General features: G+C 65.9%; 26 protein-coding genes and 1 pseudogene. 15 read left to right on the top strand and 12 right to left on the bottom strand.

Features of this window, described 5'->3' with window-relative positions:
• Positions 1 to 59: 59 nt before the first annotated feature.
• The 4 genes from AC0KTM_RS07290 (at position 60) to AC0KTM_RS07275 (ending at position 4395) form a co-directional block, all read left to right on the top strand.
• Positions 60 to 545: a hemerythrin domain-containing protein gene (locus AC0KTM_RS07290; protein WP_225326938.1), complete on the top strand. Its 486-nt coding sequence runs from the start codon at positions 60 to 62 to the stop codon at positions 543 to 545.
• Between the two features lie 129 nt (positions 546 to 674).
• Complete coding sequence (locus AC0KTM_RS07285; protein WP_238957721.1) at positions 675 to 2999, top strand: nitric-oxide reductase large subunit; 2325 nt, start codon at positions 675 to 677, stop codon at positions 2997 to 2999.
• A gap of 2 nt (positions 3000 to 3001) precedes the next feature.
• A complete protein-coding gene (locus tag AC0KTM_RS07280; protein ID WP_225326940.1) occupies positions 3002 to 3628 on the top strand; it encodes a hypothetical protein in 627 nt (208 codons plus the stop codon).
• Positions 3625 to 4395 carry a slipin family protein gene (locus AC0KTM_RS07275; protein ID WP_238957720.1) on the top strand — a complete coding sequence of 257 codons (771 nt, stop codon included), beginning with the start codon at positions 3625 to 3627 and terminating at the stop codon, positions 4393 to 4395. Before AC0KTM_RS07280 ends, AC0KTM_RS07275 begins: the two co-directional genes overlap by 4 nt.
• A gap of 21 nt (positions 4396 to 4416) precedes the next feature.
• Here AC0KTM_RS07275 and AC0KTM_RS07270 read toward each other — a convergent pair whose 3' ends face one another.
• Positions 4417 to 5514 carry a 3-keto-5-aminohexanoate cleavage protein gene (locus AC0KTM_RS07270; RefSeq protein ID WP_238957719.1) on the bottom strand — a complete coding sequence of 366 codons (1098 nt, stop codon included), beginning with the start codon at positions 5512 to 5514 and terminating at the stop codon, positions 4417 to 4419.
• Positions 5515 to 5740: 226 nt separating this feature from the next.
• Between AC0KTM_RS07270 and AC0KTM_RS07265 the strand changes: the two genes are divergently transcribed.
• From AC0KTM_RS07265 to AC0KTM_RS07250, 4 genes are all read left to right on the top strand, one after another.
• Entirely contained in the window at positions 5741 to 7264 is a 1524-nt protein-coding gene (locus tag AC0KTM_RS07265) for a PucR family transcriptional regulator (protein ID WP_238957718.1), read from the top strand.
• Positions 7265 to 7450: 186 nt separating this feature from the next.
• Positions 7451 to 8077 (top strand): Rv1733c family protein, encoded by a 627-nt coding sequence (locus tag AC0KTM_RS07260; protein WP_238957717.1) that lies wholly within the window; start codon positions 7451 to 7453, stop codon positions 8075 to 8077.
• A gap of 136 nt (positions 8078 to 8213) precedes the next feature.
• Positions 8214 to 9491, top strand: a complete 1278-nt coding sequence (locus AC0KTM_RS07255; RefSeq protein WP_472415268.1) for an NAD(P)/FAD-dependent oxidoreductase — start codon at positions 8214 to 8216, stop codon at positions 9489 to 9491.
• Positions 9492 to 9577: 86 nt separating this feature from the next.
• On the top strand, positions 9578 to 10045 hold the full coding sequence (locus AC0KTM_RS07250; RefSeq protein WP_238957715.1) for a GreA/GreB family elongation factor: 468 nt from the start codon (positions 9578 to 9580) through the stop codon (positions 10043 to 10045).
• On the opposite strand, the gene AC0KTM_RS07245 is transcribed toward AC0KTM_RS07250, so the two are convergent.
• From AC0KTM_RS07245 to AC0KTM_RS07230, 4 genes are all read right to left on the bottom strand, one after another.
• Positions 10038 to 10232: a hypothetical protein gene (locus AC0KTM_RS07245; RefSeq protein WP_238957714.1), complete on the bottom strand. Its 195-nt coding sequence runs from the start codon at positions 10230 to 10232 to the stop codon at positions 10038 to 10040. The genes AC0KTM_RS07250 and AC0KTM_RS07245 overlap by 8 nt on opposite strands.
• Before the next feature lie 103 nt (positions 10233 to 10335).
• Positions 10336 to 10686: a ferredoxin gene (fdxA, locus tag AC0KTM_RS07240; RefSeq protein WP_238957713.1), complete on the bottom strand. Its 351-nt coding sequence runs from the start codon at positions 10684 to 10686 to the stop codon at positions 10336 to 10338.
• A 127-nt stretch (positions 10687 to 10813) separates the two neighbouring features.
• Positions 10814 to 11251 (bottom strand): group III truncated hemoglobin, encoded by a 438-nt coding sequence (locus AC0KTM_RS07235; RefSeq protein ID WP_238957712.1) that lies wholly within the window; start codon positions 11249 to 11251, stop codon positions 10814 to 10816.
• The gene (locus tag AC0KTM_RS07230; protein ID WP_238957711.1) at positions 11244 to 11978 is read right to left on the bottom strand and encodes a helix-turn-helix transcriptional regulator; all 735 of its coding nucleotides are present in this window, start codon (positions 11976 to 11978) and stop codon (positions 11244 to 11246) included. The genes AC0KTM_RS07235 and AC0KTM_RS07230 overlap by 8 nt, the downstream gene beginning before the upstream one ends.
• A gap of 130 nt (positions 11979 to 12108) precedes the next feature.
• Between AC0KTM_RS07230 and AC0KTM_RS07225 the strand changes: the two genes are divergently transcribed.
• From AC0KTM_RS07225 to AC0KTM_RS07205, 5 genes and pseudogenes are all read left to right on the top strand, one after another.
• Entirely contained in the window at positions 12109 to 13089 is a 981-nt protein-coding gene (locus AC0KTM_RS07225) for an Acg family FMN-binding oxidoreductase (RefSeq protein WP_238957710.1), read from the top strand.
• A 9-nt stretch (positions 13090 to 13098) separates the two neighbouring features.
• A complete protein-coding gene (locus tag AC0KTM_RS07220; RefSeq protein WP_238957709.1) occupies positions 13099 to 14244 on the top strand; it encodes a mandelate racemase/muconate lactonizing enzyme family protein in 1146 nt (381 codons plus the stop codon).
• A gap of 91 nt (positions 14245 to 14335) precedes the next feature.
• Positions 14336 to 14776, top strand: a complete 441-nt coding sequence (locus tag AC0KTM_RS07215) for an OsmC family peroxiredoxin (protein ID WP_238957708.1) — start codon at positions 14336 to 14338, stop codon at positions 14774 to 14776.
• 33 nt (positions 14777 to 14809) lie between these two features.
• Positions 14810 to 15284: pseudogene (locus tag AC0KTM_RS07210) on the top strand (hemerythrin domain-containing protein).
• Positions 15285 to 15319: 35 nt separating this feature from the next.
• Entirely contained in the window at positions 15320 to 15511 is a 192-nt protein-coding gene (locus tag AC0KTM_RS07205; protein WP_225326954.1) for a ferredoxin, read from the top strand.
• Positions 15512 to 15584: 73 nt separating this feature from the next.
• Here AC0KTM_RS07205 and AC0KTM_RS07200 read toward each other — a convergent pair whose 3' ends face one another.
• On the bottom strand, positions 15585 to 16352 hold the full coding sequence (locus AC0KTM_RS07200; protein WP_238957707.1) for a DUF2249 domain-containing protein: 768 nt from the start codon (positions 16350 to 16352) through the stop codon (positions 15585 to 15587).
• Between the two features lie 93 nt (positions 16353 to 16445).
• Between AC0KTM_RS07200 and AC0KTM_RS07195 the strand changes: the two genes are divergently transcribed.
• Complete coding sequence (locus AC0KTM_RS07195) at positions 16446 to 17147, top strand: helix-turn-helix transcriptional regulator (protein ID WP_238957706.1); 702 nt, start codon at positions 16446 to 16448, stop codon at positions 17145 to 17147.
• A gap of 149 nt (positions 17148 to 17296) precedes the next feature.
• Here the strand turns inward: AC0KTM_RS07195 and AC0KTM_RS07190 are convergent, their stop codons facing one another.
• The 5 genes from AC0KTM_RS07190 to AC0KTM_RS07170 form a co-directional block, all read right to left on the bottom strand.
• Positions 17297 to 18493: a cytochrome P450 gene (locus AC0KTM_RS07190; RefSeq protein WP_238957705.1), complete on the bottom strand. Its 1197-nt coding sequence runs from the start codon at positions 18491 to 18493 to the stop codon at positions 17297 to 17299.
• Between the two features lie 73 nt (positions 18494 to 18566).
• The gene (locus AC0KTM_RS07185; protein WP_225326958.1) at positions 18567 to 18923 is read right to left on the bottom strand and encodes an SgcJ/EcaC family oxidoreductase; all 357 of its coding nucleotides are present in this window, start codon (positions 18921 to 18923) and stop codon (positions 18567 to 18569) included.
• A gap of 296 nt (positions 18924 to 19219) precedes the next feature.
• Positions 19220 to 20749: a fatty-acid--CoA ligase FadD4 gene (gene fadD4 / locus AC0KTM_RS07180; protein ID WP_238957704.1), complete on the bottom strand. Its 1530-nt coding sequence runs from the start codon at positions 20747 to 20749 to the stop codon at positions 19220 to 19222.
• Positions 20750 to 20842: 93 nt separating this feature from the next.
• A complete protein-coding gene (locus tag AC0KTM_RS07175) occupies positions 20843 to 21454 on the bottom strand; it encodes a nitroreductase family protein (RefSeq protein ID WP_225327040.1) in 612 nt (203 codons plus the stop codon).
• Between the two features lie 44 nt (positions 21455 to 21498).
• Complete coding sequence (locus tag AC0KTM_RS07170; RefSeq protein ID WP_225326960.1) at positions 21499 to 22611, bottom strand: NAD(P)H-dependent amine dehydrogenase family protein; 1113 nt, start codon at positions 22609 to 22611, stop codon at positions 21499 to 21501.
• 98 nt (positions 22612 to 22709) lie between these two features.
• Between AC0KTM_RS07170 and AC0KTM_RS07165 the strand changes: the two genes are divergently transcribed.
• On the top strand, positions 22710 to 23618 hold the full coding sequence (locus tag AC0KTM_RS07165) for an enoyl-CoA hydratase (RefSeq protein ID WP_225326961.1): 909 nt from the start codon (positions 22710 to 22712) through the stop codon (positions 23616 to 23618).
• Positions 23619 to 23688: 70 nt separating this feature from the next.
• Here the strand turns inward: AC0KTM_RS07165 and AC0KTM_RS07160 are convergent, their stop codons facing one another.
• A complete protein-coding gene (locus AC0KTM_RS07160) occupies positions 23689 to 24720 on the bottom strand; it encodes an acyl-CoA dehydrogenase family protein (protein ID WP_225326962.1) in 1032 nt (343 codons plus the stop codon).
• Positions 24721 to 24798: the final 78 nt, after the last annotated feature.

The following is a 24798-nucleotide window of genomic DNA, read 5'->3' as shown; positions in this document are numbered from 1 at the left end:
CGATTGCCCGCTACGAGACCGACCTCCCCGATCCGCAGACCGACGTAGAGGAGCACGTGATGCCCGACCGGGTGTTATCCGCCGAACTCATGCGGCAACACCGCGAAATCGCCGCTGCGATCGAATGTTTCATCGAGAAGCTCGGTGGCGGCGACCGGCACCCCGAGCTGCTGAGGGCGACGATGGACGCGCTGCGTCGGCACATCTACCTGGAGGAGACTTTCCTGTTCCCGCCAATTCGGAAGGCGGGGATCATGATGCCCATCTTCGTGATGATGCGCGAACACGGCCAGCTGTGGCGGACGATGGAAGCCTTGACGCGCCTGCTCGCTGACCGGACGGGAGGTCCGCGACTCGACGCTACCTGCGACCAGCTGCTGGACCAGCTGCACGAGCACAACTTCAAAGAGGAGCCGGTGGTTTACCTGCACGCCGACTACGAGTTGCCGGCGCCAACGAGCGCGCAGCTGACCCGGTTCGTCGTCACGGGCCGCATACCCGATGGATGGGTGTGCCAGCAGGCGGGTACGAAACGCGCTCGGTAGTCGGCTAACTGGATCATGCGCCCACCGCGGCGGGCGTGATGCAGCTCATAGTGAATTTCTACAATCGCCATTGTGTAATTACCCGGACAGATTTCCCTCCTTCATCCAGCCCGAGGAGCGCACCGGCACATGGCAATCCGATCAGCACCGTCACGACCTACCACGCCAGCACCCTCCACCTCGTTGATCGGCAAGGGTTGGGCTCAGGGCGTGGCCCTGGTGATGATCTTTGGGTTCTTGGTGATGGGCATTTTGGTGTACCGGACCTACACCGCCTCAATGCCGTTGCCGGCCAACGTCGTTAGTGAATCGGGCGAGGTGCTGTTCACCGGCGCCCAGATCACCCGCGGCCAGGAGCTTTATCAGGCGCGCGGCCTGATGCAGTACGGCTCCGTGCTGGGGCATGGCGCTTACCTGGGGCCCGATTACACCGCGGAATATCTGCGTATGTCGACCAACGATGTGGCCGCGCAATGGCGGGCGCAGGGGGCGGCCGATGCCAAGGAGCGGGTGGTGGCCGAGTTTCGCGCCAACCGCTACAACGCCGACACCAAGACTCTGGTGTTCACCGATAAGCAGGCGGCCGCCTTCGATCACATCCAACAGCATTACGCGGATTATTTCGGGGAGAAGTCCACCAAGTACGGACTATTGCCGCGCATGATCACCGGCAAGGCCGACATCCATGACCTCACTGCGTTTTTCGCGTGGACGGCGTGGGCGTCCGCCGCCGAGCGGCCGGGTCACAGCTACAGCTACACCAACAACTGGCCGGCCGAGCCGCGGGTCGACAATGGGCCCACCGCATCGATCGTGGTGTGGTCGGTGTTGTCGCTGGTCACCCTGCTGGGTGGGACCGGGATCATGTTCGCGGTGTACGGGCGGTGGAGCCAAAAGATCGGGTGGCACAGCGCCGAGGCATCCACGTTGTCGTTCCGCCAGCCCGGCGAGGTGGGACTAACCGCCTCGCAGCGCGCCGCGATCTGGATCTTCGCGATCGTGTCGGTGCTGTTCTTGGCGCAAACCCTGATGGGTGGCGCCGTCGAGCACTATCGCGCCGACCTGTCGGCATTCTACGGGCTGGACCTGGCCAAGCTGTTGCCGTTCAACCTCGCCCGCACCTGGCATGTGCAGCTGTCGCTGTTTTGGACGGCGGCCGCGTTTCTGGCGGGCGGGATCTTCCTGGTGCCCTTCATCAGTCGCCGCGAACCGCGACGGCAGAGTTGGCTGGTCTACGGCCTCCTCGGCGCGCTGGTCTTGGTCGTCGGCGGCTCACTGATCTGCGAAGCCCTCTCGATCTACGGGGTGATTCCCGCGGGCGGCTTGTTCTCCCAGCAGTGGGAATTCCTCGACCTGCCGCGGTTGTGGCAGATCCTGCTGACCGTCGGACTGTTCTTATGGATCGCCATCATCTGGCGTGGCATCCGCGGAAAGCTCAAGGGCGCGTCGAAGATGAACCTGCCGTGGATGTTTTTCTTCACCGGCCTGGCGATCCCCGCCTTCTATGCCGTGGGCCTGTTGGCCGGCCACGACACCCACTACTCGGTCGCCGACTTCTGGCGGTTCTGGGTGGTGCACCTGTGGGTGGAGGACTTCCTCGAGCTGTTCACCACCGTAATGGTGGCCTACATTTTCGTCCTGCTGGGGGTGGTACGCGAACGCATCGCGCTCGGAGTGATCTTCCTCGATATCATCCTGTATTCCGCCGGCGGTGTGATCGGCACGATGCACCACCTGTATTTCTCGGGAACCCCCGTGGAACACATGGCACTGGGCGCGTTCTTCTCGGCGGCCGAAGTGATCCCGCTGACCTTCCTGACCGTCGAGGCCTGGGCCTTCCTTCAGCTAGGGTCTCGTCAACAAAGCCACGAAACACCGTTCCCGCACCGCTGGGCGGTCATGTTCCTTGTCGCGGTGGGCTTCTGGAACTTCTTGGGAGCAGGCATCTTCGGGTTCCTGATCAACCTGCCCATCGTGTCCTACTACCAGATCGGCACCGCACTGACCGCCAACCACGCCCATGGAGCGATGATGGGTGTGTACGGCATGCTGGCCGTCGGTCTGGCGATGTTCGCCTTCCGTTACGCGATCCCCGCCGCCAAGTGGCCGGAAAAGTGGGCGCGGCTGTCCTTCTGGTGCATGAACATCGGCCTGGCCTGGATGGTGTTCGCCACCCTGCTGCCGCTGGGGGTTTTGCAGCTGTACCACTCCGTGAGCACAGGGTATTTCGAGGCGCGTTCGCTGGGCTACCTCACCCGCCCCGGCAACTCGCTGATCGAATGGCTGCGGCTGCCCGGCGACTTCGTCTTCATCCTGGGTGGTGTCCTGCCGTTCGTCTGGATCGCGTGGACGGCGATACGCAACGTCCGCCGCGCGCCGGCCAGCGACGAACTGAACGAACACCCGCTCTACACCGAACTCGACCCGGTCCCCTCGGCATCGCAGAAAGGTTGACGATGGCGTCCCCTACCGTCGCGGCCTGGCTGGTTGCCGGCTATGCACTGGCACTGGTGGCCACCGCCTGGGGTGTCGACATGATGGCGCGGCGGGTGTCGCAGCGCGCCGCGCAGTGGCGCAGCGGCCGATTCCGTTATCACGCCGATCATGACGCGTGGGTGTGTCCCGAAGACCACTGGCTGTGGCCGAGTTCCTTCGATCCGAAGCATCGGGTGATGCGTTATCGGGCGAAGCCCAGCGTGTGCAACAGCTGCCCGGTCAAATCGACCTGCACGACCTCGGAGCACGGGCGCGAAATCAGCCGCGAGATCGACCCCTGGCCGCATTCCGAGGCAGGACGCTTTCACCGCGGAATCGCCTGCTGCGTAGCCACTTTGGCGGTCGTGATGCCCCTCGTCATGCTCGCCAGGCTGCACTCCCCCGCCGACCTGCTGGTTCTGATCGGCGCCATAGCCATCGCGATGGCGGCGGGGTTGCCGCTGGCCGGCCATTTGTGGCGTACCCCGTCAGACGCTCCCGAGCACGTGGCGCACCGCTCGGGGATGGAAGACCAGGTGGCCGTCGCGGTCGACCGCTATTCGACCCGCTGGGGCGCAGGCCGATCGGAGAAGGGCGCCGCACCGTGAGCGCGCGGCTGATTGTCGCTGGTCTGACGATCGCGGGGCTGCTGATCGTGCTTGCGCTCGTTTCGCTGGCGGTGGTGCGCGAGTACGAGCGCGGGGTGGTGTTCCGGATGGGGCATGCCCGCCCGCTTTACGGGCCGGGGCTGCGATGTTTGATTCCGCTGGTGGACAAGATGATCCGGGTCGACCAGCGGGTGGTCACGTTGACCATCCCACCGCAGGAAGTGATCACCCGTGACAACGTGCCCGCCCGGGTCAATGCGGTGGTGATGTTCCAGGTGGTCGACCCCCTCAAAGCGATTCTCGCCGTGGAAAACTACGCAGTGGCCACCTCACAGATCGCGCAAACCACCCTGCGCTCGCTGCTGGGCCGCGCAGACCTGGACACCTTGCTGGCCCAACGCGAGGATCTCAACAACGATCTGCGGACCATCATCGAGGCGCAGACCCGACCCTGGGGTATCGAGGTCCGGGTCGTGGAGATCAAGGATGTCGAGATCCCCGAATCCATGCAGCGCGCGATGGCCCGCGAGGCCGAAGCCGAACGCGAACGCCGCGCCAAGGTCATCAACGCCCGCGGCGAACTACAGGCGTCCGACGAGCTGCGCCAGGCCGCTGAGACCCTGTCGAAGAATCCGGCCTCGCTTCAACTGCGGTACCTGCAAACGCTTTTGGAGCTGGGCGCCGACCAGAACTCGACCGTGGTGTTCCCACTGCCCGTCGACATACTCACGCCCTTCCTGCGTCGCTCACTAACACCCCCGTCGTAATCGTCGGCCGGCGAGCCGTTGTCACATCTCGACGCGGATCGCCCGTTCCGGGCAGCTCGCCGCGCCCTCGATGGCCTTCTCGAGCAGGCTGGCATCGACATGGGGCTTGACGACGACGCAGTAGCCCTCGGCATCGGGTTGGTAGATCTCCGGCGCGTGCGAGTAGCAGACACCCCATCCCATGCACCGATTCCGGTTGACGACCACCCTGACCAACTCGCTTTCGTCCACCTCGGCCGGGGCGAAGCGGGCACGCGCGTCATCCTGCGTGGCCGGGGTGAGTCCCCGTTTGGTGATGAGGTTGACCGCGCGTTCCACCATCTGGGCGTTGGTGGCGGTCCGCGATATCGATGGGCAATCCCCGATGCCGACCCGGATGCCGAGCCCGCGGTTGAGCGCATGCTCCCAAAGCTCTTGGCGCCGTTCGGCGGAGCTCATCGCATACGGAACGACGACGATCTCGTGGTCGATCCACGTCGGGACGCGCGAGACCAGGTAGTCGAGGACGTCGGGGTCGGGATCGCTATGGGAAACCCAGCGATCGGAGAAGAACAACTTGATGTTCAGCGGTTGCCGCACGATCCCAATGCGGGCCGCCAGTATCACCCAGCGCAGGTCAACGTCGTTGAAAACACCGATGCTGGGCACCAGGCCCAACTTGGTGAACCGGTCGAGTTCGGGCGGGTAAGACGGATGCGAACCGTTCGGACCGCTCGAATCGACTGTCTTGAACTGGTTTTCGTCCTCCTGCCACAGCACACGCTGGACGTGTTGAGCGGGGTCGAACGGCGCGAACAGCAGTCCGGTGCCGGCCGGTGGATGCTCGGCCAGCGCCCAGATGTGGTCGAGGCTGCCGGCGTAGCCGGGATAGGCCAACGGGTCGACGTCACGGGCCGCGGTCGCCAAGATGGTGCGCGAGACCTCGTCGTCGGCCCACGCCTGCCGACCGTCGTCGTAGCGGGCGTGGAATTGGACGGCCGTGGCTCCGCCCTGAATGCACTCGACCACGTCGCGGGCCGTCTCTTCAGCGCTGTACGGCACATTCGGGTTTTCGTCCTTACCGACGTCTTCGTTGACCCCGACTTCGAGGTACACCTTGCCGTCGTCGCGAAAACTCATTGCGTCGCTGCCCTTTCTTCGCAGATGTCCGTCGCCGGCCGTTGGCTGATCGTGGCCCACGTGGTCCATGCCCGCCCTATGTTTTTACAAGTGATATTGTGAAAAGTCCAGCCGGCCACGCGACGCGGTTTCCGGCTCCGCAGCCACAACCGCCTCGCTGCTCGCGATCTGGGGGCACAATTCAAGGCACCTCCCTCTCGTTTCTGAACATCGTTGGAGCCGGCGCATGATCACACTGGACCGCCTGGTGAACGTCCTGGGTGGGTATGGCGTCCGATTGCGTTGGTCCTCGGTGCCACGGTCGACCGAGCTGCGCAGCGTGGTCGTCCACGAGCCGTCCGCCGAACGCCCGGTGGTGGGCGACGTCTTGCTGGCCATCGGCGCCGGCTCACTCGACGAGGCAGTGCGCTGGGCGGCGTCGGCGCGCGCGGTCGTGGTGCTGCTGCGCGACGGTGAGACACCGGTGACCTTCGACAGCAACGCCGACGTCGGCGCGGTGATGGTCATCGATGAGACGGTGTCATGGAGCGCGGTGGCGGCGGTGGTCTACGGCCTGGTGCTGGAAGGCCGCGAGACCGAATCCGGGCGCGGCCCAACCGATCTCTTCGCGCTGGCCGACAGCTTGGCAGACGCGATCGGCAGCGCGGTCGTCATCCACGATCGGCTGTTGCGGGTGTTGGCGTATTCGAGGCTGCAGCACCATGCAGACCCGGCGCGGGTCGAGACCATCCTCGGACGGCAGACGCCGGAACCGCTTCGCGCGCTGTTGGAGGAGCGGGGGGTACTCGCGCACCTGGCGGCCTCCGACGAGCCGCTGTTCATCGCCGAGGCACCTGACCTTGGCTTGACCGGGCGCATGGTGGTTGCGGTGCGATCCGGCGCGGAACTGATCGGGTCCGTGTGGGTGGCATGCCCGGCACCGCTGGGCGACGCGGCGCGCAGGGCCCTGGCCGACGGCGCGCACACCGTGGCCCTGCATCTGCTGCGGTCACGCGCGAGCGCGGACCTGGAGCGCCAGGTCGAGTCCGAATTGGTGATCCGGTTGCTCGAGGGCGGCGCCGACGCGCCCACGGTGGCGAGCAGGCTGGGCCTGGCGCACAACGGTTTGCGCGTCATCGCGGTGCAGGCGTTCGTCGGAGCCGACCGCGATGCCGCGCTGTTGTTGGCATTCGGGCGCGCCACCACCGGGTTCGGCTGGTCACGGCCGGGGCGCAGCGCTTTGGCGGGCAATATCGTTTACACCGTGCTCCCCGGCGAGGACGCGGTGACGGCGCGGCGCTGGGTGACCGCCTTGCAGGCGTCCCTACCCGAGCGGGTGACAGTGATCGCCGGGGTCAGCGGTGTGGCCGAGGTGACAGATCTCGCCGCCGCACGCCAAGAGGCCGACGAATGCCTGGCGTTGCACGAGATGTCGCCCACCGCCGCGCCTCCGGCCTACGACGAGTCATGGGACGACATCCTGCTGCAGCGGCTGCGGGCCGCGGCGCGCTCGGGCCGCGCGCCGACCCGCGGGCCCGTGGCCGAACTGCGCCGCCATGACCAAGCCAACGGCACCGACTACGTGCTGACGCTGCGGGCGTGGCTACAGGCTCAGGGCGACCCGACCGAGGCCGGCGAACGGCTGGGAGTGCACGAGAACACCGTCCGTTACCGGCTGCGCAAGATGGCTGAGATCACCACCCTGTCGTTGGACGACGCCAGAAAGCGGCTGGCGATGATGATCGAGCTCGCGGCCACCGACACCGATTGAGCGACGGCGCTGTCGGAATACGACAAAGCGCCGCGGCGCCATTGTCTCGTATCGGCAAACCTCGCCCCACCCCTCCCGGCCATCATGAGGTTGTCCACCTAAGGCCGGGTTTTCGGTGGCGGGGGTGTTTCCGTCCGCCGCGTGCGACCGTCAAGCCCGCGCCGACCCGTCGACAGGAAACATCCGATGAGCACCCAACGTCCCGATCACCTTCGGCCCGCCGGCGACCCGGACGACGGCGCCGCCATGGAGAGCTTCACCGTGCCACTGCCGCGGAGGCTGTCCTCGCGGTTGTTCGGGCGCAACCCGCTGATACGCGCCAGCGACCGGCTGGAGGCGCTGACGTTGGTGCTGGCCGTTGCGATCTCGCTGGTGGCGGTTCCCATCGGGGCCGCCGTGGGCACCGCCGTCCACGAGTCCAGTAGCCGCGTTCACGCCGAGCAGGCCCAAGCTCACCGGCAGGTGACCGCGACGTCCACCGGGGACAGCCACCCGCGCAGGGCCCTCGACAGCCCAACGGTGACGGTGCCCGCACGCTGGTCGGTCGACGGGACCGAACACAGCGGCGACGTCACCGCGCCCTTAAACGTGAAACCCGGTGACAAGGTAGAGATTTGGGTCGACGGCTCGGGCGCCCCGGTGCGCCCGCCGGTACGGACCGCCGTCGACGAGGGCGTGGCGTTCGCCGCGGCGACCTGGTCCACCGTGAGTTTGTTGGCGGTGGGCTTATTCGGCGTCGTCCGTATCGCGCTCGACCGGTCGCGCTACGCCAGATGGCAACGGGACTTCGACAACCTCGTCGGACATCGGTGAGATAACGGCAGCAACAGCGTTGTCGGTTCGGAACAACGGCCCACGCCCCCGTTGTCGAGTTCCGGCAAACACGGTGGCACCTGCGCACACCACCATGGACATCACCAATCGAGAAGATCAGCTGCGGAGGTGCGCGATGGGTGGCGTCGAATCTATTGACGGCGGACCCAGATCCGTGATCGTCTTGGGCGCCGGCATCGTCGGATTGTCCACGGCGTGGTTCCTCCAGGAACGCGGAGTCGACGTCACGGTGGTCGACCGCACGGGCGTCGCCGCGGGTGCGTCATGGGGCAATGCGGGATGGATCGCTCCGGCATTGACTCTGCCGCTTCAGCCCCCCGGCGTGCTGCGCGACGAGCTGCAGGCCCGTCGCGAACCGGCCACGCCTACGCAGGTGCCGTCGACCCTGGGCGCGCACCTGGGGGCCATATTCATGCAGCTCTCACCGTCGCATCGGCGTTCGTCGTCGCAGTCGGCCCTGCGGGCCGGCGTGGCGCTCAACGAGGACTGCATCGAAGCCTTCGATGTGCTGATCGCCAACGGCGTCGATGCACCGGTCACCGACGCGCCGATCACCGCGCTGTTTCGCAGCACCAAAGAGGCGCAGCGCATGCTGGAAATGCTGCAGCAGCTCGAAAACGCCGGACAGCCAATGTATGTCACCGCACTCTCCGGCGCGGCGTTGCGTGAGCAAGTACCCCTGGCCACGCCCGGGGTCACCGCGGGCCTGAACATCAATGGTCAGCGGTTCGTCGATCCCCGACGATTCGTCGAAGCCCTGGGCCGCTCCGTGATGGCCCGCGGGGCGGCGATGCACAGGCGGGAAATCGACGACGTTCACGGCTCCGATCGCGGTGTCGTAGTGCACCCGCGCCGCGGCGACCCGCTGACCGCCGATGCCGCGGTCATCGCCACCGGTGACCGGTTGTCGCGGCTGGCCGGTCGGTGGCTGCGCGTCCCGGTGCAGGCCCAGAGCGGTTACTCGTTCACCGTGCCGGTGGACCGGCCGATACTGGCGCCTATCTACCTGCCCGACATTCGGGTGGCGTGCACGCCCTACAAAGGCGCGCTGCGTGTTTCAAGCGCCCTGGAACTTCGCCGACCCCATCAGCCGCACCCACGCGAGCGGGTGGAGGCCATCGCCGCCGCCGCCAGTTCCCTGCTGGACGGGGTGGATTGGGCCGCGCGCAGCAACGTATGGGCCGGTGCTTGCGCGGTTCCCCCCGATGGGTGGCCACTGATCGGCGAGCTGGCGCGCGGTATCTACGTGGCCGGCGGGCACGGCATGTGGGGCTTGGCACACGGCCCGGTGACCGGGCGGCTGTTGGCCGAACACATCACCACCGGCAAGCAGCCCCAAGCTCTCGCCGAGTTTGACCCGCGGCACAGAACCCTGCGCAACGCCGCCCGATAACCCCGAACGCAAACCTCCCGCGAAGTCCCGACCGCGAGAACGTTTCTCGAGTGCACTCGAACGCTGTCAGAAGAAAGGGAAAAGATATGACTAGCACACAACCCGCATGGATTTCGCCGCAGGCCTACGAGCGACTCCAGCGGGAACTGGCCACGCTGCGGGAGTTGTGCGACACCAACGCCGTTGGCGATGCCACCGACGAAAATTCGGTCGCTGTCCAGCGTGCGTGGCAGGTGCGCATTCGACGGATCCATGAGCTGTTGGTCGATGCGGTCGTAGGTGAGGACCCGCCCGATGACGGGATCGCCGAGCCCGGAATGGTTTTGACCATCCGCTACGACGACACCGGCGAGGTCGAAACGTTCCTGTTCAGCGTGCGCGGCGCCGAATACGGTGGCATGGAGGTTTATTCGATCCGATCGCCGCTGGGCGCCGCCATCGCCGGCGCTCGACCCGGCGAGCGGCGCACCTACACCCTGCCCAGCGGTGTCGCGCTCACCGTCACGCTCCTGAAGGCCGTTCCCTACGGCGTCCACCTGGCGGGCCTCAGCTGATGGCCGTCCCGTGATATTCGATGTGATCGACCCGCTGGCGACGATGTTTCTTCTGATCGCAGCGATCTTCCTCCTGATGGCCGTCGCGTATGGGCGGATGTGATGTCCGAGGAAGCGTCCCACCGGCGGGCGTGAGGAGTTCAAATCCGCCCGCCGAGGCGACGGCGATCGATCTCTGGGCGTTCACCCCGAAATTCCTTGCGGCTTCGGCCGGTTGAGGTCCATCCGAGGGGTTCGCGGCTCATCGCGGCGGTGGCCGGACGGCTCGTCGCATGACATGACGGCCGCGCTCACGCCGGCTCGGCCTGCTTGGGCAGGTTGGCCACCAACGGAGTGTCGACGCCGAGCGGGCCGATCTTGGCGGCCCCGCCCGGCGACCCCAGCGGCTCGTCACGGCCCTGAAGCGTTTCGGAAAAGAACGCCGCGTTGTCCGCCTGGTACGGCTGCAACTCTTCGGGCAGGTCATCCTCGTAGTAGATCGCCTCGACGGGGCAAACAGGCTCGCACGCCCCGCAATCCACGCACTCGTCGGGATGAATGTAAAGCGCCCGGCCACCCTCGTAGATGCAGTCGACCGGACACTCCTCGACGCAGGACCGGTCCATCACGTCTACGCATGGCTTTCCTATCACGTATGCCATGCCGTGGAGTTTACACAAGTCTGCTTGTATAAACCAGATGGATCGGGCTCCGATGACCGGCAAGCAACCAAGAACCGTGACCCGGATGACAAGCTCGTCACCTTGCGTCCGGCGGCCGGTCAGCGTTTCAGCGCGGAACCAGGGTGTCCAGTTCCGGTGAGTCCGCGCCCGTCAGCCGTCGGTGCATCGCCCAGGCGATCCGGGCGCCCTGAATCTTCGCGCGCTCGGCGATCGGTCCCCGGAACATCTCATCGACGGTGTCGTTCCACACGCTCAGCCAGCGGACAAAGTGACGGCTGCCCAACGGGATTCGTCGATGGACGTGCCGGTGGGCGTGCAAGGCGCTGCCTCGGTACAGTCCGGCGCGAAACAGCACGGTCTCCCAGAAGTCGGCCATCACCGGGAGGTGCGACGCCAGGCCCTTGCTTCGCAACTCCGCGAACGGCTCAGCGAGGACGTCGTCGACCATCACCCGGCCGTAAAACCGGCGCAACAGCGCCTCGATGTCCGTGCGGGCGACCAGATCTGCGTCCGCTCGGCCAACCGGGGCGCACACCTCAGTCATGCGCGATCACCGTGGCAAGACACAATTCGGGTTCGACGAACGGCTCGAGCTCGACGTGCATCCCCGGCTTCGAACCAACCGCCTTCGTCGGGCCCGCCAGGCCCTGCAGGAGGCCCCGGTGCAACGCGCATGCCACCTCGGGGTGATCCCGGGCCAGATCACGGACCGGGCAGCTGTGCAAACGAATCGTCCGTTGGTTGCCGCGGGTCGATTTGCGAGCCGGGACCAACTCGGGACCGAATCCCATCCTGTCGAACACCGTCGTGATCATCACCGAACGCTCCTCAGCAACCTTCCCCGGTGCGGCCGCGTCTGGAACATGTTGTCCCGCAGCGTCTTCGTGCGGGACGTCGTCGGCGATCCGTTCAGCCCAGCGCCGGCCGGCGGCTTCGGCGCGGCGGCGCCTCTTGTCGGCGGTATCCCCGAGTTCCAAGGCCAATATTTCGGCCAGGATTCGATAGTCCAGCCGCTCGCGCATCGCGCGGTAGCCGGTACGGGGACGACCGACACCGGTCCGCGTGATCCGAGTCCGCTCGACAAGTCCCGCGGCGCACAACGTGTCAAGGTGAAAACGCACGGTCGTCGTGTGCAGCCCGAGCCGTCCGGCGAGTTCGGTCGCATCGACCGGTTCGTCATGCTCACGCACCAGTTCAAGAACTCGTTGGCGCTGCCGGTTTTGCGCCCCGCGGTGCGGCCGTCCGGCCTCGCTCCCGTTGTGCTCGCCCACCCCATCCGTCCTCTCGTGCGGTTGCCTTCCAGCTATTTCGAGGATATTATTCATTAATAATAGCACTGGATGTCCGAGTCGTCCTCCCTAACGAACGGCCTTGGGCCAGCAGAGAAGCCGGAGGTGCACCGTGTTGGACACTATGGTGGAAACCAAGGTCATCGAGGATGCGGTTCGCTTGGCCTGCCGCGCCCCGTCGCTGTACAACACCCAACCGTGGCGATGGGAGGCCGACGGCGCGGGGCTGGACCTGCTTCTCGACACACGCCGTGTCGTGCACGCGGACCGATCGATGCGCGAGGCCCACATCAGCTGCGGGGGTGCGCTTGAACACCTCCGGGTGGCGATGGCGGCCGCGGGCTGGATCGCCGAGATCGAACGATTTCCCGAGCCGCGCGATCCGACGCACCTGGCCAGGGTGACATTCGCTCCGTCAGACGGCGTGACGGACCACCAGCGTCGCCGCGCCGACGCGATCCTGCAACGCCGGACCGACCGGCTCCCGTTCCTTGCGCCGGTCGACTGGGGATCGTTTGAGGCTTTGCTCCGCGGCAGGATCGACGCGGGCGTGGTGCGATTGGACGTGCTGCCGGAGGAGATGCGTCCGCGCCTGGCCGAAGCAGCCGAGTTCACCGAGTCGCTGCGCCTGTATGACTCCGCGTATCATGTCGAACTCGATTGGTGGACAGCACCGTTCGAAGTATCGGAGGGGATCCCCTACAGCTCGTTGATCTCGGCCGCCGAGTCGGATCGGGTGGGCGTCAATCGCCACTTCCCCTTCACCCGCAACCCGGACAGGCGTGCCGGGGTGACGCGGGACTTCTCGAAGATCTTGATGCTGTCCACCGAAGATGACAGCCGCGCCAACGCGTTTGCGTGCGGCGAGTTGCTATCAGGTGTCCTCCTGGAATGCACGATGGCCGGCTTGGCCACCTGCCCGGTGTCGCAGCTGACGGAACTGTCGGTCAGCCGTGAACTGCTGGCGGCGGTCACGGGTCACACCGACCTCCCCCAGGTCTTGATCCGGGTGGGTGTCGCGCCGGCACTCGACGCAGCCCCACCGCCCACGCCGCGCCGGGCGCTCGCCGACGTGTTGCGGCTGACGAGTTGAGTCTCGGCCATGGCAGGGATCACCGCGCCCATCGCCGCTGACCGCGCCGCAGTGATCGCGAAGATCGAGACGGTTCCCCTGCGTATCCCGCTCAAGGCGGGCAGCACTCCCGGGGCGTCGCTCTGGGGAGACGCACTGACCGCGGCGGACTCGCTGCTCGTCAAGGTGACGACCTCCGACGGAGTGGAAGGCTGGGGGGAAGCCTTCGGTTTCAGCGCCGTCGATTCCGCCAAACTTGCTGTCGACCAACTCATCACACCCCTGTGCATCGGGCGGGACGCCACGCGGATCGGTCCGCTGATGCTGGAGATTCAAAAGAAGCTGCACGTGTTCGGGCGCGGTGGCGCGTTGACCTATGGCCTTTCGGCGGTCGACATCGCCTTGTGGGACATCGCCGGGAAGCTCACCAATGCTTCGGTGTCCCAGCTCCTCGGCGGCGGGGTGACCACCATGCCGTGCTACGCAAGCCTCGCCTGCTATTCCGACCCGGCGCTGGTCCGCGCCATGGTTCGGCAGGCGATCGACGCCGGATTCCAAGTGCTCAAGCTGCACGAGGCGGGGGTGTCGGCAATTCGGGCGGCCCGCGAGGAAGCCGGCCCCGATATCGAGCTGATCGTGGACGCCGGCTGCCCCTGGACCTTGACCGAAGCCACTGCCGTCGCTGACGAACTCCGGGCGGCTCGGCTCAAATTCCTCGAGGAGCCACTGTGGCCGCCGGAGGATTTCGACGGACTCGCCCAACTGCGCCGAACCACCGGCATCCCGATCTCATCAGGCGAGAACGCCTCCACCGTACTGGAATTCGAGCGCATGCTCGCCGCGGAAGCGGTGGACTTTGTTCAGCCGAGCCCGGCCAAGATGGGAGGTATCAGCGAGTTGCGCAAGGTTTTTCCGCTCGCGTCCGTCCACAACGTCCCGGTGATGACGCATTCCTTCTACGAAGGTCCCGGATTGCTCGCGGCGCTTCATGCGACCGCCGCTCTGGGCGACGTCGACTCCATGATCGAGTGGCGCTGGTTCGAACTGGAAGCCTCCATCTATGGCGATGGCCTCACCCCGACGGCGGGCCGAATTTCGGTCCCGCAGGGACCGGGCCTGGGGATCGACCCCGATCCCGACGTCATCAGCGCATACCGTCGGCAAACAACAGCATGATGATGCTGGCCAACGCGCACCGTGACGGGCTAGGGTTTGCACAAATAAGACTTGTATAAATGCCACGCAATGGAGAAAGGGAGCGCGGACTATGAGCATCGCGGAACGGGCGGCGCGGACCACATGGGAAGGCCCGCTGGCGTCGGGCGAAGGCAAACTGTCGCAGGGCAGCAGCGGAGCGCTGGACGGCCTGCCGCTGACGTGGGCCTCTCGCACCGAGGAGCCCGGCGGCAAGTCGAGCCCCGAAGAACTCGCGGCGGCGGCGCACTCGTCGTGCTTTTCGATGGCGTTGGCCCTGAAATTGGGCGAGAACCACACTCCGCCACAGCGACTCGAGGTCACCGCCACCGTGACCCTGGATGCGGTCGATGGTGTTCCGACGATCACCACCTCGCAGCTGAAGGTCAAGGCCAGCGTTGCCGGCCTGGACGCCGACTCGTTTGCCGCCGTGGTGGACCAGGCCGCGGCGCTATGTCCGGTGTCACGACTGTTCGCCGGCGCAACGATCAGTGTCGACGCCCAACTCGACTAGAACAGAATCTGCCTGACGCAGAGGAGACCGCGAATGACCAGCCTGACGCTATCTGCCGAGCTGACGCGAGAACACCGCGAAATCGATGACGCGATAGAGGCTTTCATTGAACAGCTCGACTGCGGCAGCGTGCAGCGGGAACTATTGACCGACACGCTGGTAGCCCTGCGCCGGCACATCTACCTCGAGGAGGTCTTCCTGTTCCCGCCGCTGCGCGAGGCCGGGATCGTGATGCCGATCTTCGTGATGATGCGCGAGCACGGTCAGCTCTGGCACACCATGAACACGCTGGGGGATCTGCTCGCCGACGGGAACGACATTCCGCGACTGAGGGATACGTGCACGCAGCTGCTGGATCAACTCCACCAGCACAACTCCAAAGAGGAGCCGGTCATCTATCCGAACGCCGACACCGACCCTGCCGCCCCAAACAAGCGCGGAGCTGACCCGGTTCATCGAGGCCGGACGCACGCCCGACGGGTGGGTGTGCCAGCAGGCGAACGCGTGAGGATGCAGCCCGCTGAAGTATCGAAGGAGGTTTCAATGCGCGTGGTAGTGGACCGTGATCGCTGTGAGGGCAACGCCTTCTGCGTGAACATCGCGCCCGAGGTGTTCGAGCTCGACGATGACGAATACGCCGTGGTCCTCACCGACCCCGTGCCCGCCGAGCAGGTGGCGCTCGCCGAGCAGGCCATCGCCGCGTGCCCTCGCGCGGCGCTATCCCGCGAAGACTAGTCGCCCGGCGCGGTTTCGCCGTATTGCCGCTACACCGAACGGGTTTCGGGCCAGTCCCGGGATGTATCTGCACTCACCGCTTGATCAGCCGCAACCGCCACGCCTCCGGACCGCGCTGCTCGTAGTGGATTTCGAGTCGCCCCGAGGTTCTGTGGTCGAGCTGGCGCAGCAACGGGATCGGGTCGTGGGGAGCCACCAGCACCAGGGCGCCGCCGTTTGGAACGGCGTCGAACGCGCCGAACACGGTCGCGTGCCGGATCGAATGCGGCACCTCGCGAACGTCGAGCACGGGATCGTCGGCATCGGTTTCGCCGCAGCCGCAGTTGTGTGATGGCTCGGTGCCGTTGGTGGGGTGCGCGTGGCCGAGGAGTTCGTGCATGCCGTGGGTCACCTCCACCAGGGAAACGTCGGGGTCGGCGGCGACGATGGGCAGGATCCGCTCGTTCTCGTTGACCAGGTGTGCGTCGAACAGCACCCGCAGGGCTTGGGCGGAACCGGCCGCGCGCACCGGCGGTTCCGTGCGGATGCCGTCGACGAGGGAGCCGATGATGCGGTGGGTCGCGATCATCGATTCGATCAGGGGCCGCGCGCGCTGGGTGCGGGTGGCGGCCGGGTACAGGCGCTCCTCCTCGGCGGCGGCGTGGGGCAGCAGCTCACCGGCCAGGAAGGCAAGGGCCGCAACGCGTGCCGGCTCGAAGCCCGCACCGCGCTCGACCGCCGACACCATCGCATCGGTAAGCACCGCCAGCTGACCGGCGAGTTGCGCGTGGTGGCTGGTGATGGCTTCGACCGCCTCGGCATCGGCAGCTGTGGACGCCACGATCACATCGTTGGCCGGCATTTCGGTTCCTTTCCATTGAGCGCGCTCGCTCGCCGAGCGGGTGCGGCTCAGTGCGCTAGGTGCATCGCCCATTAATTTACTACAATAAATTCCGTGAAAAAAGAGCCGGTCGTCCTGGGCCCCCCGCCCACGCCGGTGTTGGAGGCGCCCGTGGCGCTGTCCGGGCAGCGGCTGCGGGTTCTCGACTACGTGCGCGCACACCCCCCCTTCCGGGTCACTGACGCCGCCGCGGCTCTTGACCTGCACGCCAACACCGTTCGCGAACATCTCGACGTGGTCGCAGAGCTTGGGCTCGTCGAACGCTCCACCGCCAGGACACCCGGACGCGGACGTCCGGCCACGTTGTATCGGGTGTCGGCCGCCGACCCCGCGGTGGCGATGCGCGACTACGCGGGTTTGGCGACCGCGCTGGCCGGACAGCTGGCTCGCACCAGCGCGCACCCGGAGCGCGACGCGCGTGCCGCCGGCGTCGAGTGGGGACGCGAACTCATCGACGAGTGCAGCCACACCGGCGATGACGCGCGGCGGTCCGTGCTCGAGGCGTTGGCCCGCCTCGGCTTCGCGCCCGACGACGACCCCGACGCCCGGCGAGGCATTGCGCTGCGCCGGTGTCCCCTGCTGAACGCGGCCCGTCGCTATCCGACGATCGTCTGTCAGGTCCACCTCGGGATCGTCGAGGGAATGCTGGAGCGGCTCGGCGCCACCGACACGCCGGGCCTGGGTCTCATTCCGTTCGCCGAACCCGGTGCCTGCCGGTTGTTCCTGCCCGATCCCGTTGTGCGGCAACACGACTGACCGAGCGTTCACGGCCGTGGTCAGGCTAGACGTTGACGACCAGCGACAGTCCCCGACGACGAGGACCCGAAACATTCGTCGCCAGGGTGGTGACGCCGCGCTGCGGTCCCCTTGCGATGGTCAAGCAGCTGAGCGACGTTCGCTCCACGCTAGGAACGGGAAACGAATGTGGGCATGGCCGCCCAGCCCCGGACCGCGGCGGTCTCCGACGGTACCGCGTTGGCCCAGTCGACCTCCCAGGCCGGGAAGCGCTTGAGGATCTCCTCCAGCGCGATCCGGCCCTCCAGTCGGGCCAGCGCATTGCCCATGCAGAAATGCGTGCCTGCGCCAAAAGTCATGTGCGAACGCTGTTCCCGGTAGATGTCGAAGACGTCACCGTCCGGCGGAAACCGGCGGTGATCGCGGTTGGCCGCGCCGACGAGCATCAGCATCGCCGAACCCTCCGGCACGGTCTGGCCGTAGTACTCGACATCGCGGGTGACGTAGCGGGCGATCTGTAGCGCCGGCGGCTCCCAGCGCAGGATCTCCTCGATCGCCTGAGGAATCAGTCCCGGGTTCTCCACCAGATCACGGCGCTGATCCGGGTAGTCGGCCAGCGTCTTACCGGCCCAGCCGATCAGGCGGGTGGTGGTCTCGGAACCGGCCGTCGCGATGACCGTCAAGTACAGCAACAGCTCGTCGCGGCGCAGTTTGCGCACCGTGCCGGTCTCGTCTTCGAACTCGGCGTTGAGGAGGTCGGTCATGATGTCGTCGGACGGGTGTTCGGCGCGCCAGTCGACGAACTCCGCGAACACCTCACCGGTGGCCAAGGCGTCGACGGTCTTGCCTTGCAGGGTCTCCTCGCCGTGGTCGGTGATCTGCCGCTGCCGGTCTTCCGGGAGCCCCAGCAGCATGCCGATGACGCGCATCGGCATCTGCTCGCCGAGGTCGTTGACGAAGTCGAACCGGTCCGAGCCGACCAGCGGATCCAGGCACCGCGCGGTGAACTCGCGGATCTGCGGCTCGAGGGCAAGCACCTTGCGGGGTGTGAACACCCGCGACAGCAGGTTGCGGTGGATGTTGTGGATCGGCGGATCCTCGAAGATCAGTGTGCCCGGCGGAATTTCCATGCCCGACTTGATGATCTCGAGCAGGGCACCGCGCCCGGAGATGAACGTCTCGTGGTCGATGACGGCCTTGTTGACGTCGTCGTAGCGGCTGAGCGCGTAGAAGTCGTGCTGTTCGTTGTAGTAGAGCGGGGCCTCTTCCCGGATCCTGGCGAACACCGGATAAGGATTCATATTGAGGTCAATGTTGTACGGGTCGTAGTACAGATCAGACTCGGCGGGGGCGGTCGGCACGGTCATCAGAACTCCATCGGGGCTGCCGGGTTGTTCAACTGGATCGGAACAGGAAAGCGTCCTTCAGCGCTTGGTGCGCCTACGTCTCACTCGGCGGGTAGAAGTACTCTCGCCAGGCTTTGATCTTTTCGTCTTGCACCTGATACGCGCCCATCACCGGCCAGCTCATCTGCTTTCCGTCCACGATCCAGTGATCGCGGCGCTCCATCATCACCACGTCGCCGTCCACCGCGAGATGCTGGATTTCGAGGTCAACGCACGTCCCGCCGGCGAAGAACACCGTCATCATCTCGTGGATCGCGTCGTGACCAGATAGCCGTGGCCAGGAGGGGCCGATGTCGAATGTGGCGTCCTGGGCGAAGTGACTCATGACCTCGTCGACATCGTTGCGGCTCCATGCGGCGATCTCGGCACGCACGACTTCCTCAGCGGTCATCAATTTCCCGTCGGCATGTGTGACAAAGCAGTTACACTATCACAGATAGGTGTAACGTTTGCCGGGCTTGCTCACCCACGGCAATGATTGGTGACCGCAGGCCGCGGATTGATCTCGGCGGCCGCCCACGACACCGGCCTGAAATTGGATTACGCTCTCCCCCAGTGCCTTTCGACCGCAGACAATATTGCGTGGGAATACGATAGGCGGCAAGCGCGCCCAAATGGTTTCTTGAGTCACGCCATATTCGACACCCGTACGACACGGGTCCCGCGGGAGTGCACGCGGCACCTGGTCTAACCCTCGTCGGCGCCCCCGTACTTCTCGATGAGCACCCGCTTGTAGAGCTTGCCGGCATCAGTGCGCGGCAATTGCGCCTCGAAATGCAGCGACCGCGGACACTTATAGTGCGCCATGCGACTCCGAAGCCATGCGATCAATTCCTCGCCGAGTCCGTTGGACGCCAAAACTGGATCCACCAACTGCACGACGGCCATCACCGACTGCCCCATGACCGGATCCGGGACACCGAACACAGCGGCGTCGACCACCAGTGGGTGACTGACGAGAAGATTTTCGGTCTCCTGCGGATAGATGTTCACTCCGCCGGAGACGATCATGTGATTTCGCCGGTCGGTGAGGTAGAGGTAACCATCGTCGTCCAAGTAGCCGACGTCACCAACGGTGACCCAGCCTTCGGGACTGCGCGCCGCAGCCGTTTTTGCCTGATCATTGAGGTACTCGAACGGATAACCGCCCGCGTAGTAGATCTCACCGATTTGTCCTGGCCCGAGTTCGGCGCCGTCCCCATCGAGGATGTGCGGTGTACCAAGAATGGGCTTGCCCACCGATCCCGGATGGGCGAGCCACTCTTCGGCTCGGATGAACGAGATGCCTGCACCTTCTGATGACCCGTAGTACTCGTCGATGATCGGCCCCCACCAGTCGATCATTTGGCGTTTGATTTCCGGCGGGCACGGAGCGGCGGCGTGAACGACGCGGCGCAGGGTCGATAGGTCGTAGGACATCCGAATTGCTTCGGGTAGCCGCAGCATCCGCACAAACATCGTCGGCACGAACTGGGCGTGCGTGACACCGCGGCGCCGTATGCAGTCGAGGGCACGCTCGGCGTCAAACTTCTCCATGAGAACCGTTGTCGCGCCGATGGCTTGCGCTGCCATCGTCCACATGGCTGGTGCCGTGTGGTAGGTCGGGGCGGGGCTCAGGTACACCGAGTCGTCTGTCACGCCGAGCGCCTCGAAGACGGGCGTCGACAGATTGGAAACACCAGAGCCGCAGGGCATTAAAGGCCGACGGATGCCCTTCGGGCGACCGGTGCTGCCCGCGGAGTACTGCAAGAGCTGACCGTCACATTCACCGGCGACCGGCGTCAAAGGCTCGGTTGCCACGCATTCGGGATAGCGCTGCCAGCCCTCCAGATCGTCGTCGGCAATCAGCGCAACGGGTGGTAGTCCACCTGGAAGCTGTTCGGGCAGCCGGCGACACACACCCCGCATCGCCCGCGAGGAGATGATTGCCTTCGCCCCGCTGTCCGCCACGATGTATGCGGCCTCGGAGTCGCTCAGGTGCGTGTTGACCAGCGTGTAGTACAGCCCGCTCCGCTTGGCCGCCCACATCACCGCGTGGATGTGCTCGTTGTTCTCCATGAGCACTGCGACGGTGTCCCCGGCGACGAGGCCCGAACGTCGCAGGAAGTGGGCAAGTCTGTTTGCGCTGGCTTCGAGGTCCGCGAAGCTCACTTCGACGCCGGAATCGTGAAGGATCACAGCGGGTTTCGCAGAGCCTGCGTGATCACGCAGCTGCACAAAAGGCTCCTCGGTAGTCAACGAGACGGTGGATCATCGGGTGGTGCCGCGGAACCCTCACCGAGTGGCGATCCAACGTCGACCGCCACGCCGTCATGGTGTCGTCTTCCCCCACGGTCGATCCCACCGATCGATCGCCGCCACCTCATTGAGCGGTTTGCGCCGCACCGGGTGGTGCCCGCCCTTGGGCCAGCCCACCGTCAGCAGCGCCGCGATGAGCCAGTCGTCGGGTATCCCGACCATGGACCGCAGCTGATCCTCGCAAGACCCGTGCCACAAGGTGATCGCCGCCCCAAGGCCTTGCGCGCGGGCCCCCAGCAGGAAGTTCTGGACGGCGGGAAAGATCGACCCTCCCTGCTGCAGTTCGGTGGTTCCCCGTTGCGGTTGGACACAGAACAGGACCAGCGCAGGCGCCGCGCCACCGACGCTCATATGCTCGGCCATAGCCCGCAGCACGCGCGACTTCGGGTCGTCAGCCTCGTTCTCCGGCAGCGAAAGCCGATAGAACTCGGTCATGACCTCCCATGTCTTGTGGGCCGCGGCCGTGACCACGTCACGCAAAGTGCTCGACTTCAATACGACGAACTTCCACGGCTGCTGATTGCCTCCGGACGGAGCCCAGCTCGCCGCGCGCAGACACATGTCGATGGCCTGGTCCGAGACGGGTTCGTCGCGATAGCGCCGCACCGCCGATGCGGTGCGCATGACCTCCCACAGGTCGGCCGACGTCTGCCGAACCGGTCCGTCGTTCACGGTGCAGCCTTCCCGGGCAGCACGCCCTGCCATGTTCCGCCGCGCACGGGACCCGTGACAGGAGGCAGATCGAGGGTGGACAGCAAACCGGTTGGGGCGGCCATCACGGCGGGAATGGCGTTGAGTTCGCGCATGACGGTCGCATAGGTCAGACCGCGCATGTTGTTGCCGCGGCCGTGCATCTCGATGTCGACGGTGTAGGTGGGCAGGCCGTCGACGATGACGCGGTAGCCGCCGTGCGGGGACGGATGCCGCGGCCAGTCCGGCGCAGAGCCTTCGCCCATGCGGGTGACGTGTTCGAGCACGACGCGCTCGTCGCCGTCAACCATCCCGGCGAGCTTGAAGCGCATACCTCCCATGGTTCCCTGCTCGATCCACCCCGATGCCACTTCGTAACGCTCTGTCGCCAACCACTTTTCGATCGTCGTCTCGATGCGATCTAGCGGCAGGCCAATGCCGTCTGCGACGAGATGCACGGTGGGTCCCCACAACGCGGCGAGCCGCTCGGTGTCGAACAGCGGCGCCCGATGGTCGGGGGTGTGCCCGAACCCCATGAAGTCGAACATGATGTCGGGCTGGTTGATGGGGCCGTAATCGAGTATCTCGAGCATGGTGATGCCATCGACCCGACTGCTGAAGCCCGTCATCGTCAGCGCGATCACATCGTTCGCCCAGCCGGGATCGACACCACTGTTGAAGAAGCTGGTGCCACCGTCAGCGCACGCCGCCTCGAGTAATTCGACCGTTTCCCGATCCGCGGCCGGCGGATAGCACATGGGCACCAAGGAGGTACTCACCACATGCTTGCCCGCCCGCAGGCAGCGCGCGATGTCCTGCGCCGCCTCGCGGTAGCGGTAGTCGCCCGACGCGAAGTACGCGACCACATCGGCGTCCATCGACAGCACCGCAGCGATGTCGCGCGTGGCGATGACTCCGGTCGCGGGCATTCCGCACAGGTCACCCGCATCCCTGCCGTCCTTGGCTTCCGCGTGCACGATCACGCCGGCCAACTCCAGGCCAGGGTGCGCGATGAGGGCACGCAACGCGCCGATGCCGACCTGGCCCGGACCCCACAGGATTACTCGCGGCTTCCGTTGACCTGCCGCCATCTGCACCCCTTCCGGTCATCACCGACCGACCTGTGAGAACATACCTTCTCACTATTGATAACGCCATTACCGGACGTAGACGAGAGAAGGGGCGAGCCGTGAGCGATTACGAATTCTTGAAGTGGGAGGTCTTCGACGACGGCATGATCGTTCGGATTTCGTTGAACCGCCCCGACCAACGCAACGCCCAAAACCGCGGCATGCTGGTCGAACTCGATGAGGCGTTCGCCCGCGCCGAGGCCGATGACGCCGTTCGCGTCGTCATCCTCGCCGGCGAGGGCCCGATGTTCTCGTCCGGCCACGATATCGGGTCCGCGCAGGCGCGCGCCGAGTTCAGTCCTGGTCCCGGCCAGCACCCGACGGTGGCCATCAACGGCGGCACCCGCGATGGCGCGGAGAGGACCATGCTGCAGGAATGGCACTACTTCTTCCAAAACAACCTGCGCTGGCGCAACCTCCGCAAAATCACGATCGCCCAGGTACACGGCGACGTGTTCTCGGCGGGACTCATGCTGATCTGGGCGTGCGACCTGATCGTGGGAAGCGAAGAGGTGCGCTTCGCCGATGTGGTGGGCACGCGGTTGGGAATGTGCGGGATGGAGTACTTCGGCCACCCATGGGAATTCGGACCGCGGCGTACGAAAGAGCTCATGCTCACCGGTGATGCGATCGGTATCGAAGAGGCCTACCGGCTCGGCATGGTCAGCAAGATCTTCAAACGCGACGAACTCGCCGGGCGCACCCTCGAGCTGGCACGGCGCATCACCAAGGTGCCGACGATGGCGGCGCTGCTGATAAAAGAGTCGGTGAACCAATCGGTCGACAACATGGGCTTCTACAACGCGCTGCAATCGTGTTTCGCGTTGCACCAACTGAATCACTCGCACTGGGCGCAGATTCGCGAGGACAAGCTTCCCACTGCCGGCGAGGCGCAGGGGGTACCGAACTGGCGGACCGCTCCCCCCGTTGTCCTGGCGGTCAAAGACCAGGTTCGGGCGGACGCGTGACCGGCGCGCCGAACCCGGCCCGCGCCTCGAGCGAGTCTGGGCTCCGTGATCCTGGCGGCGCGCGTCCCGTTCAGCCCACTGTCGCCAGTCCGGCGGCGCCGTAGCGCGCATCGGCTACACGGTCCAATGCGGCGGCCGGCTCGCTGAAAACCATTGCCCAGCCCCGTACCCGGCGGTAGTACAGCTGGATGTCGCCCTCCATGCCGAATCCGTATCCGCCGTGAATGTGCAGGCTGCGCCGCGTGGCGTCGCGCGCCGTCTCATAGGCGAATGCGAAGGCCATCGCAGCCAGTTCCCGGACGCGATCGGGCTCATCGGCGAAGGCACACGCGGCCTTGAGCCCGAGCAGCCGCGCCCCATCGGCGGCGGTGGCACTGTCGGCCAGTGGGTGAGACACCGCCTGGAACGCGCCGATCGCGGTTCCGAAGGCATGACGTTGCTTGGCGTAGTCGACGCCGATCTCCACGGCCCTCTTGGCCGCCGCCGCCAAGGCGGCAGCGGTCAGCGCGAGCCACAGGTCAAGTCCGCTGTCGAACAGGACGCGCGCCTGCGATCCGTCTGCCAGCACCACGGCATCATGCTCGATGATGATGTCCGCCAACGGCATTGACCCAAGGTTTTCCACCGTGGTGCGGTCCTCTCCAATCGGCACCGCCAGCAGCCGCCCCTCCGCCAGGGCTACTACCTGGTCTGCCACCGCCCCGCCGGGCACCAATCCCAGCCGCCCACCACGTCCGGCGCGAGGCGCGAACGTGACCAACTGGTCACCGGCGAGGACCGCGCTCAACAACCCCGCACCGGCCTCACCGGACGCAGCCAGCAGCCGCGCGGCAACCTGCGCTTCGATGACGGGAGCGGACGCGACCGCGCGTCCGAACTGTTCGGCGATCAACGCGAGATCCAGTTCGGAGGCGCCCCACCCGCCGGCCGCCTCGTCGACCGCCATCGCCACTGCGCCGATGTCCAGCAGGGCCTTCCACAGCTTCACGTCGAAACCCAGCGGCTCGGCCGCCCGGACTCGCTCGCTGGTCGACTCACGCGCAAACAGCGCGGCGAACGAATCCACCAACTGTCTCTGTTCGCCCGTCAGGCTCAGGTCCACGTTTGTCGTCCCATCACATGCGGATATGGTTACTCTCAAAATTGAGATTAACATTGCCGTGCGTACCGTCCCGGGCCG

The sequence above is a fragment of the Mycobacterium sp. NTMscope_Eco_3 genome (assembly GCF_976985685.1).
The sequence above is the reverse complement of the archived record's forward strand: the minus strand, read 5'-3'. Positions and strand labels throughout refer to the sequence as shown.

Bases quoted from the DNA above. Each gene is read 5' to 3' on its own strand.
- AC0KTM_RS07235 (WP_238957712.1), bottom strand. From the start codon at position 11,251: ATGACTGAGGTGTGCGCCCCGGTTGGCCGAGCGGACGCAGATCTGGTC.
- AC0KTM_RS07175 (WP_225327040.1), bottom strand. From the start codon at position 21,454: ATGCGCACCGCATCGGCGGTGCGGCGCTATCGCGACGAACCCGTCTCG.
- AC0KTM_RS07200 (WP_238957707.1), bottom strand. From the start codon at position 16,352: ATGCCGGCCAACGATGTGATCGTGGCGTCCACAGCTGCCGATGCCGAG.
- AC0KTM_RS07215 (WP_238957708.1), top strand. From the start codon at position 14,336: ATGAGCATCGCGGAACGGGCGGCGCGGACCACATGGGAAGGCCCGCTG.
- AC0KTM_RS07205 (WP_225326954.1), top strand. From the start codon at position 15,320: ATGCGCGTGGTAGTGGACCGTGATCGCTGTGAGGGCAACGCCTTCTGC.
- AC0KTM_RS07190 (WP_238957705.1), bottom strand. From the start codon at position 18,493: ATGACCGTGCCGACCGCCCCCGCCGAGTCTGATCTGTACTACGACCCG.
- AC0KTM_RS07250 (WP_238957715.1), top strand. From the start codon at position 9,578: ATGACTAGCACACAACCCGCATGGATTTCGCCGCAGGCCTACGAGCGA.
- AC0KTM_RS07170 (WP_225326960.1), bottom strand. From the start codon at position 22,611: ATGGCGGCAGGTCAACGGAAGCCGCGAGTAATCCTGTGGGGTCCGGGC.
- AC0KTM_RS07285 (WP_238957721.1), top strand. From the start codon at position 675: ATGGCAATCCGATCAGCACCGTCACGACCTACCACGCCAGCACCCTCC.
- AC0KTM_RS07270 (WP_238957719.1), bottom strand. From the start codon at position 5,514: ATGAGTTTTCGCGACGACGGCAAGGTGTACCTCGAAGTCGGGGTCAAC.
- AC0KTM_RS07260 (WP_238957717.1), top strand. From the start codon at position 7,451: ATGAGCACCCAACGTCCCGATCACCTTCGGCCCGCCGGCGACCCGGAC.
- AC0KTM_RS07220 (WP_238957709.1), top strand. From the start codon at position 13,099: ATGGCAGGGATCACCGCGCCCATCGCCGCTGACCGCGCCGCAGTGATC.
- AC0KTM_RS07280 (WP_225326940.1), top strand. From the start codon at position 3,002: ATGGCGTCCCCTACCGTCGCGGCCTGGCTGGTTGCCGGCTATGCACTG.
- fdxA (WP_238957713.1), bottom strand. From the start codon at position 10,686: ATGGCATACGTGATAGGAAAGCCATGCGTAGACGTGATGGACCGGTCC.
- AC0KTM_RS07290 (WP_225326938.1), top strand. From the start codon at position 60: ATGCCCGACCGGGTGTTATCCGCCGAACTCATGCGGCAACACCGCGAA.
- AC0KTM_RS07265 (WP_238957718.1), top strand. From the start codon at position 5,741: ATGATCACACTGGACCGCCTGGTGAACGTCCTGGGTGGGTATGGCGTC.
- AC0KTM_RS07255 (WP_472415268.1), top strand. From the start codon at position 8,214: ATGGGTGGCGTCGAATCTATTGACGGCGGACCCAGATCCGTGATCGTC.
- AC0KTM_RS07185 (WP_225326958.1), bottom strand. From the start codon at position 18,923: ATGACCGCTGAGGAAGTCGTGCGTGCCGAGATCGCCGCATGGAGCCGC.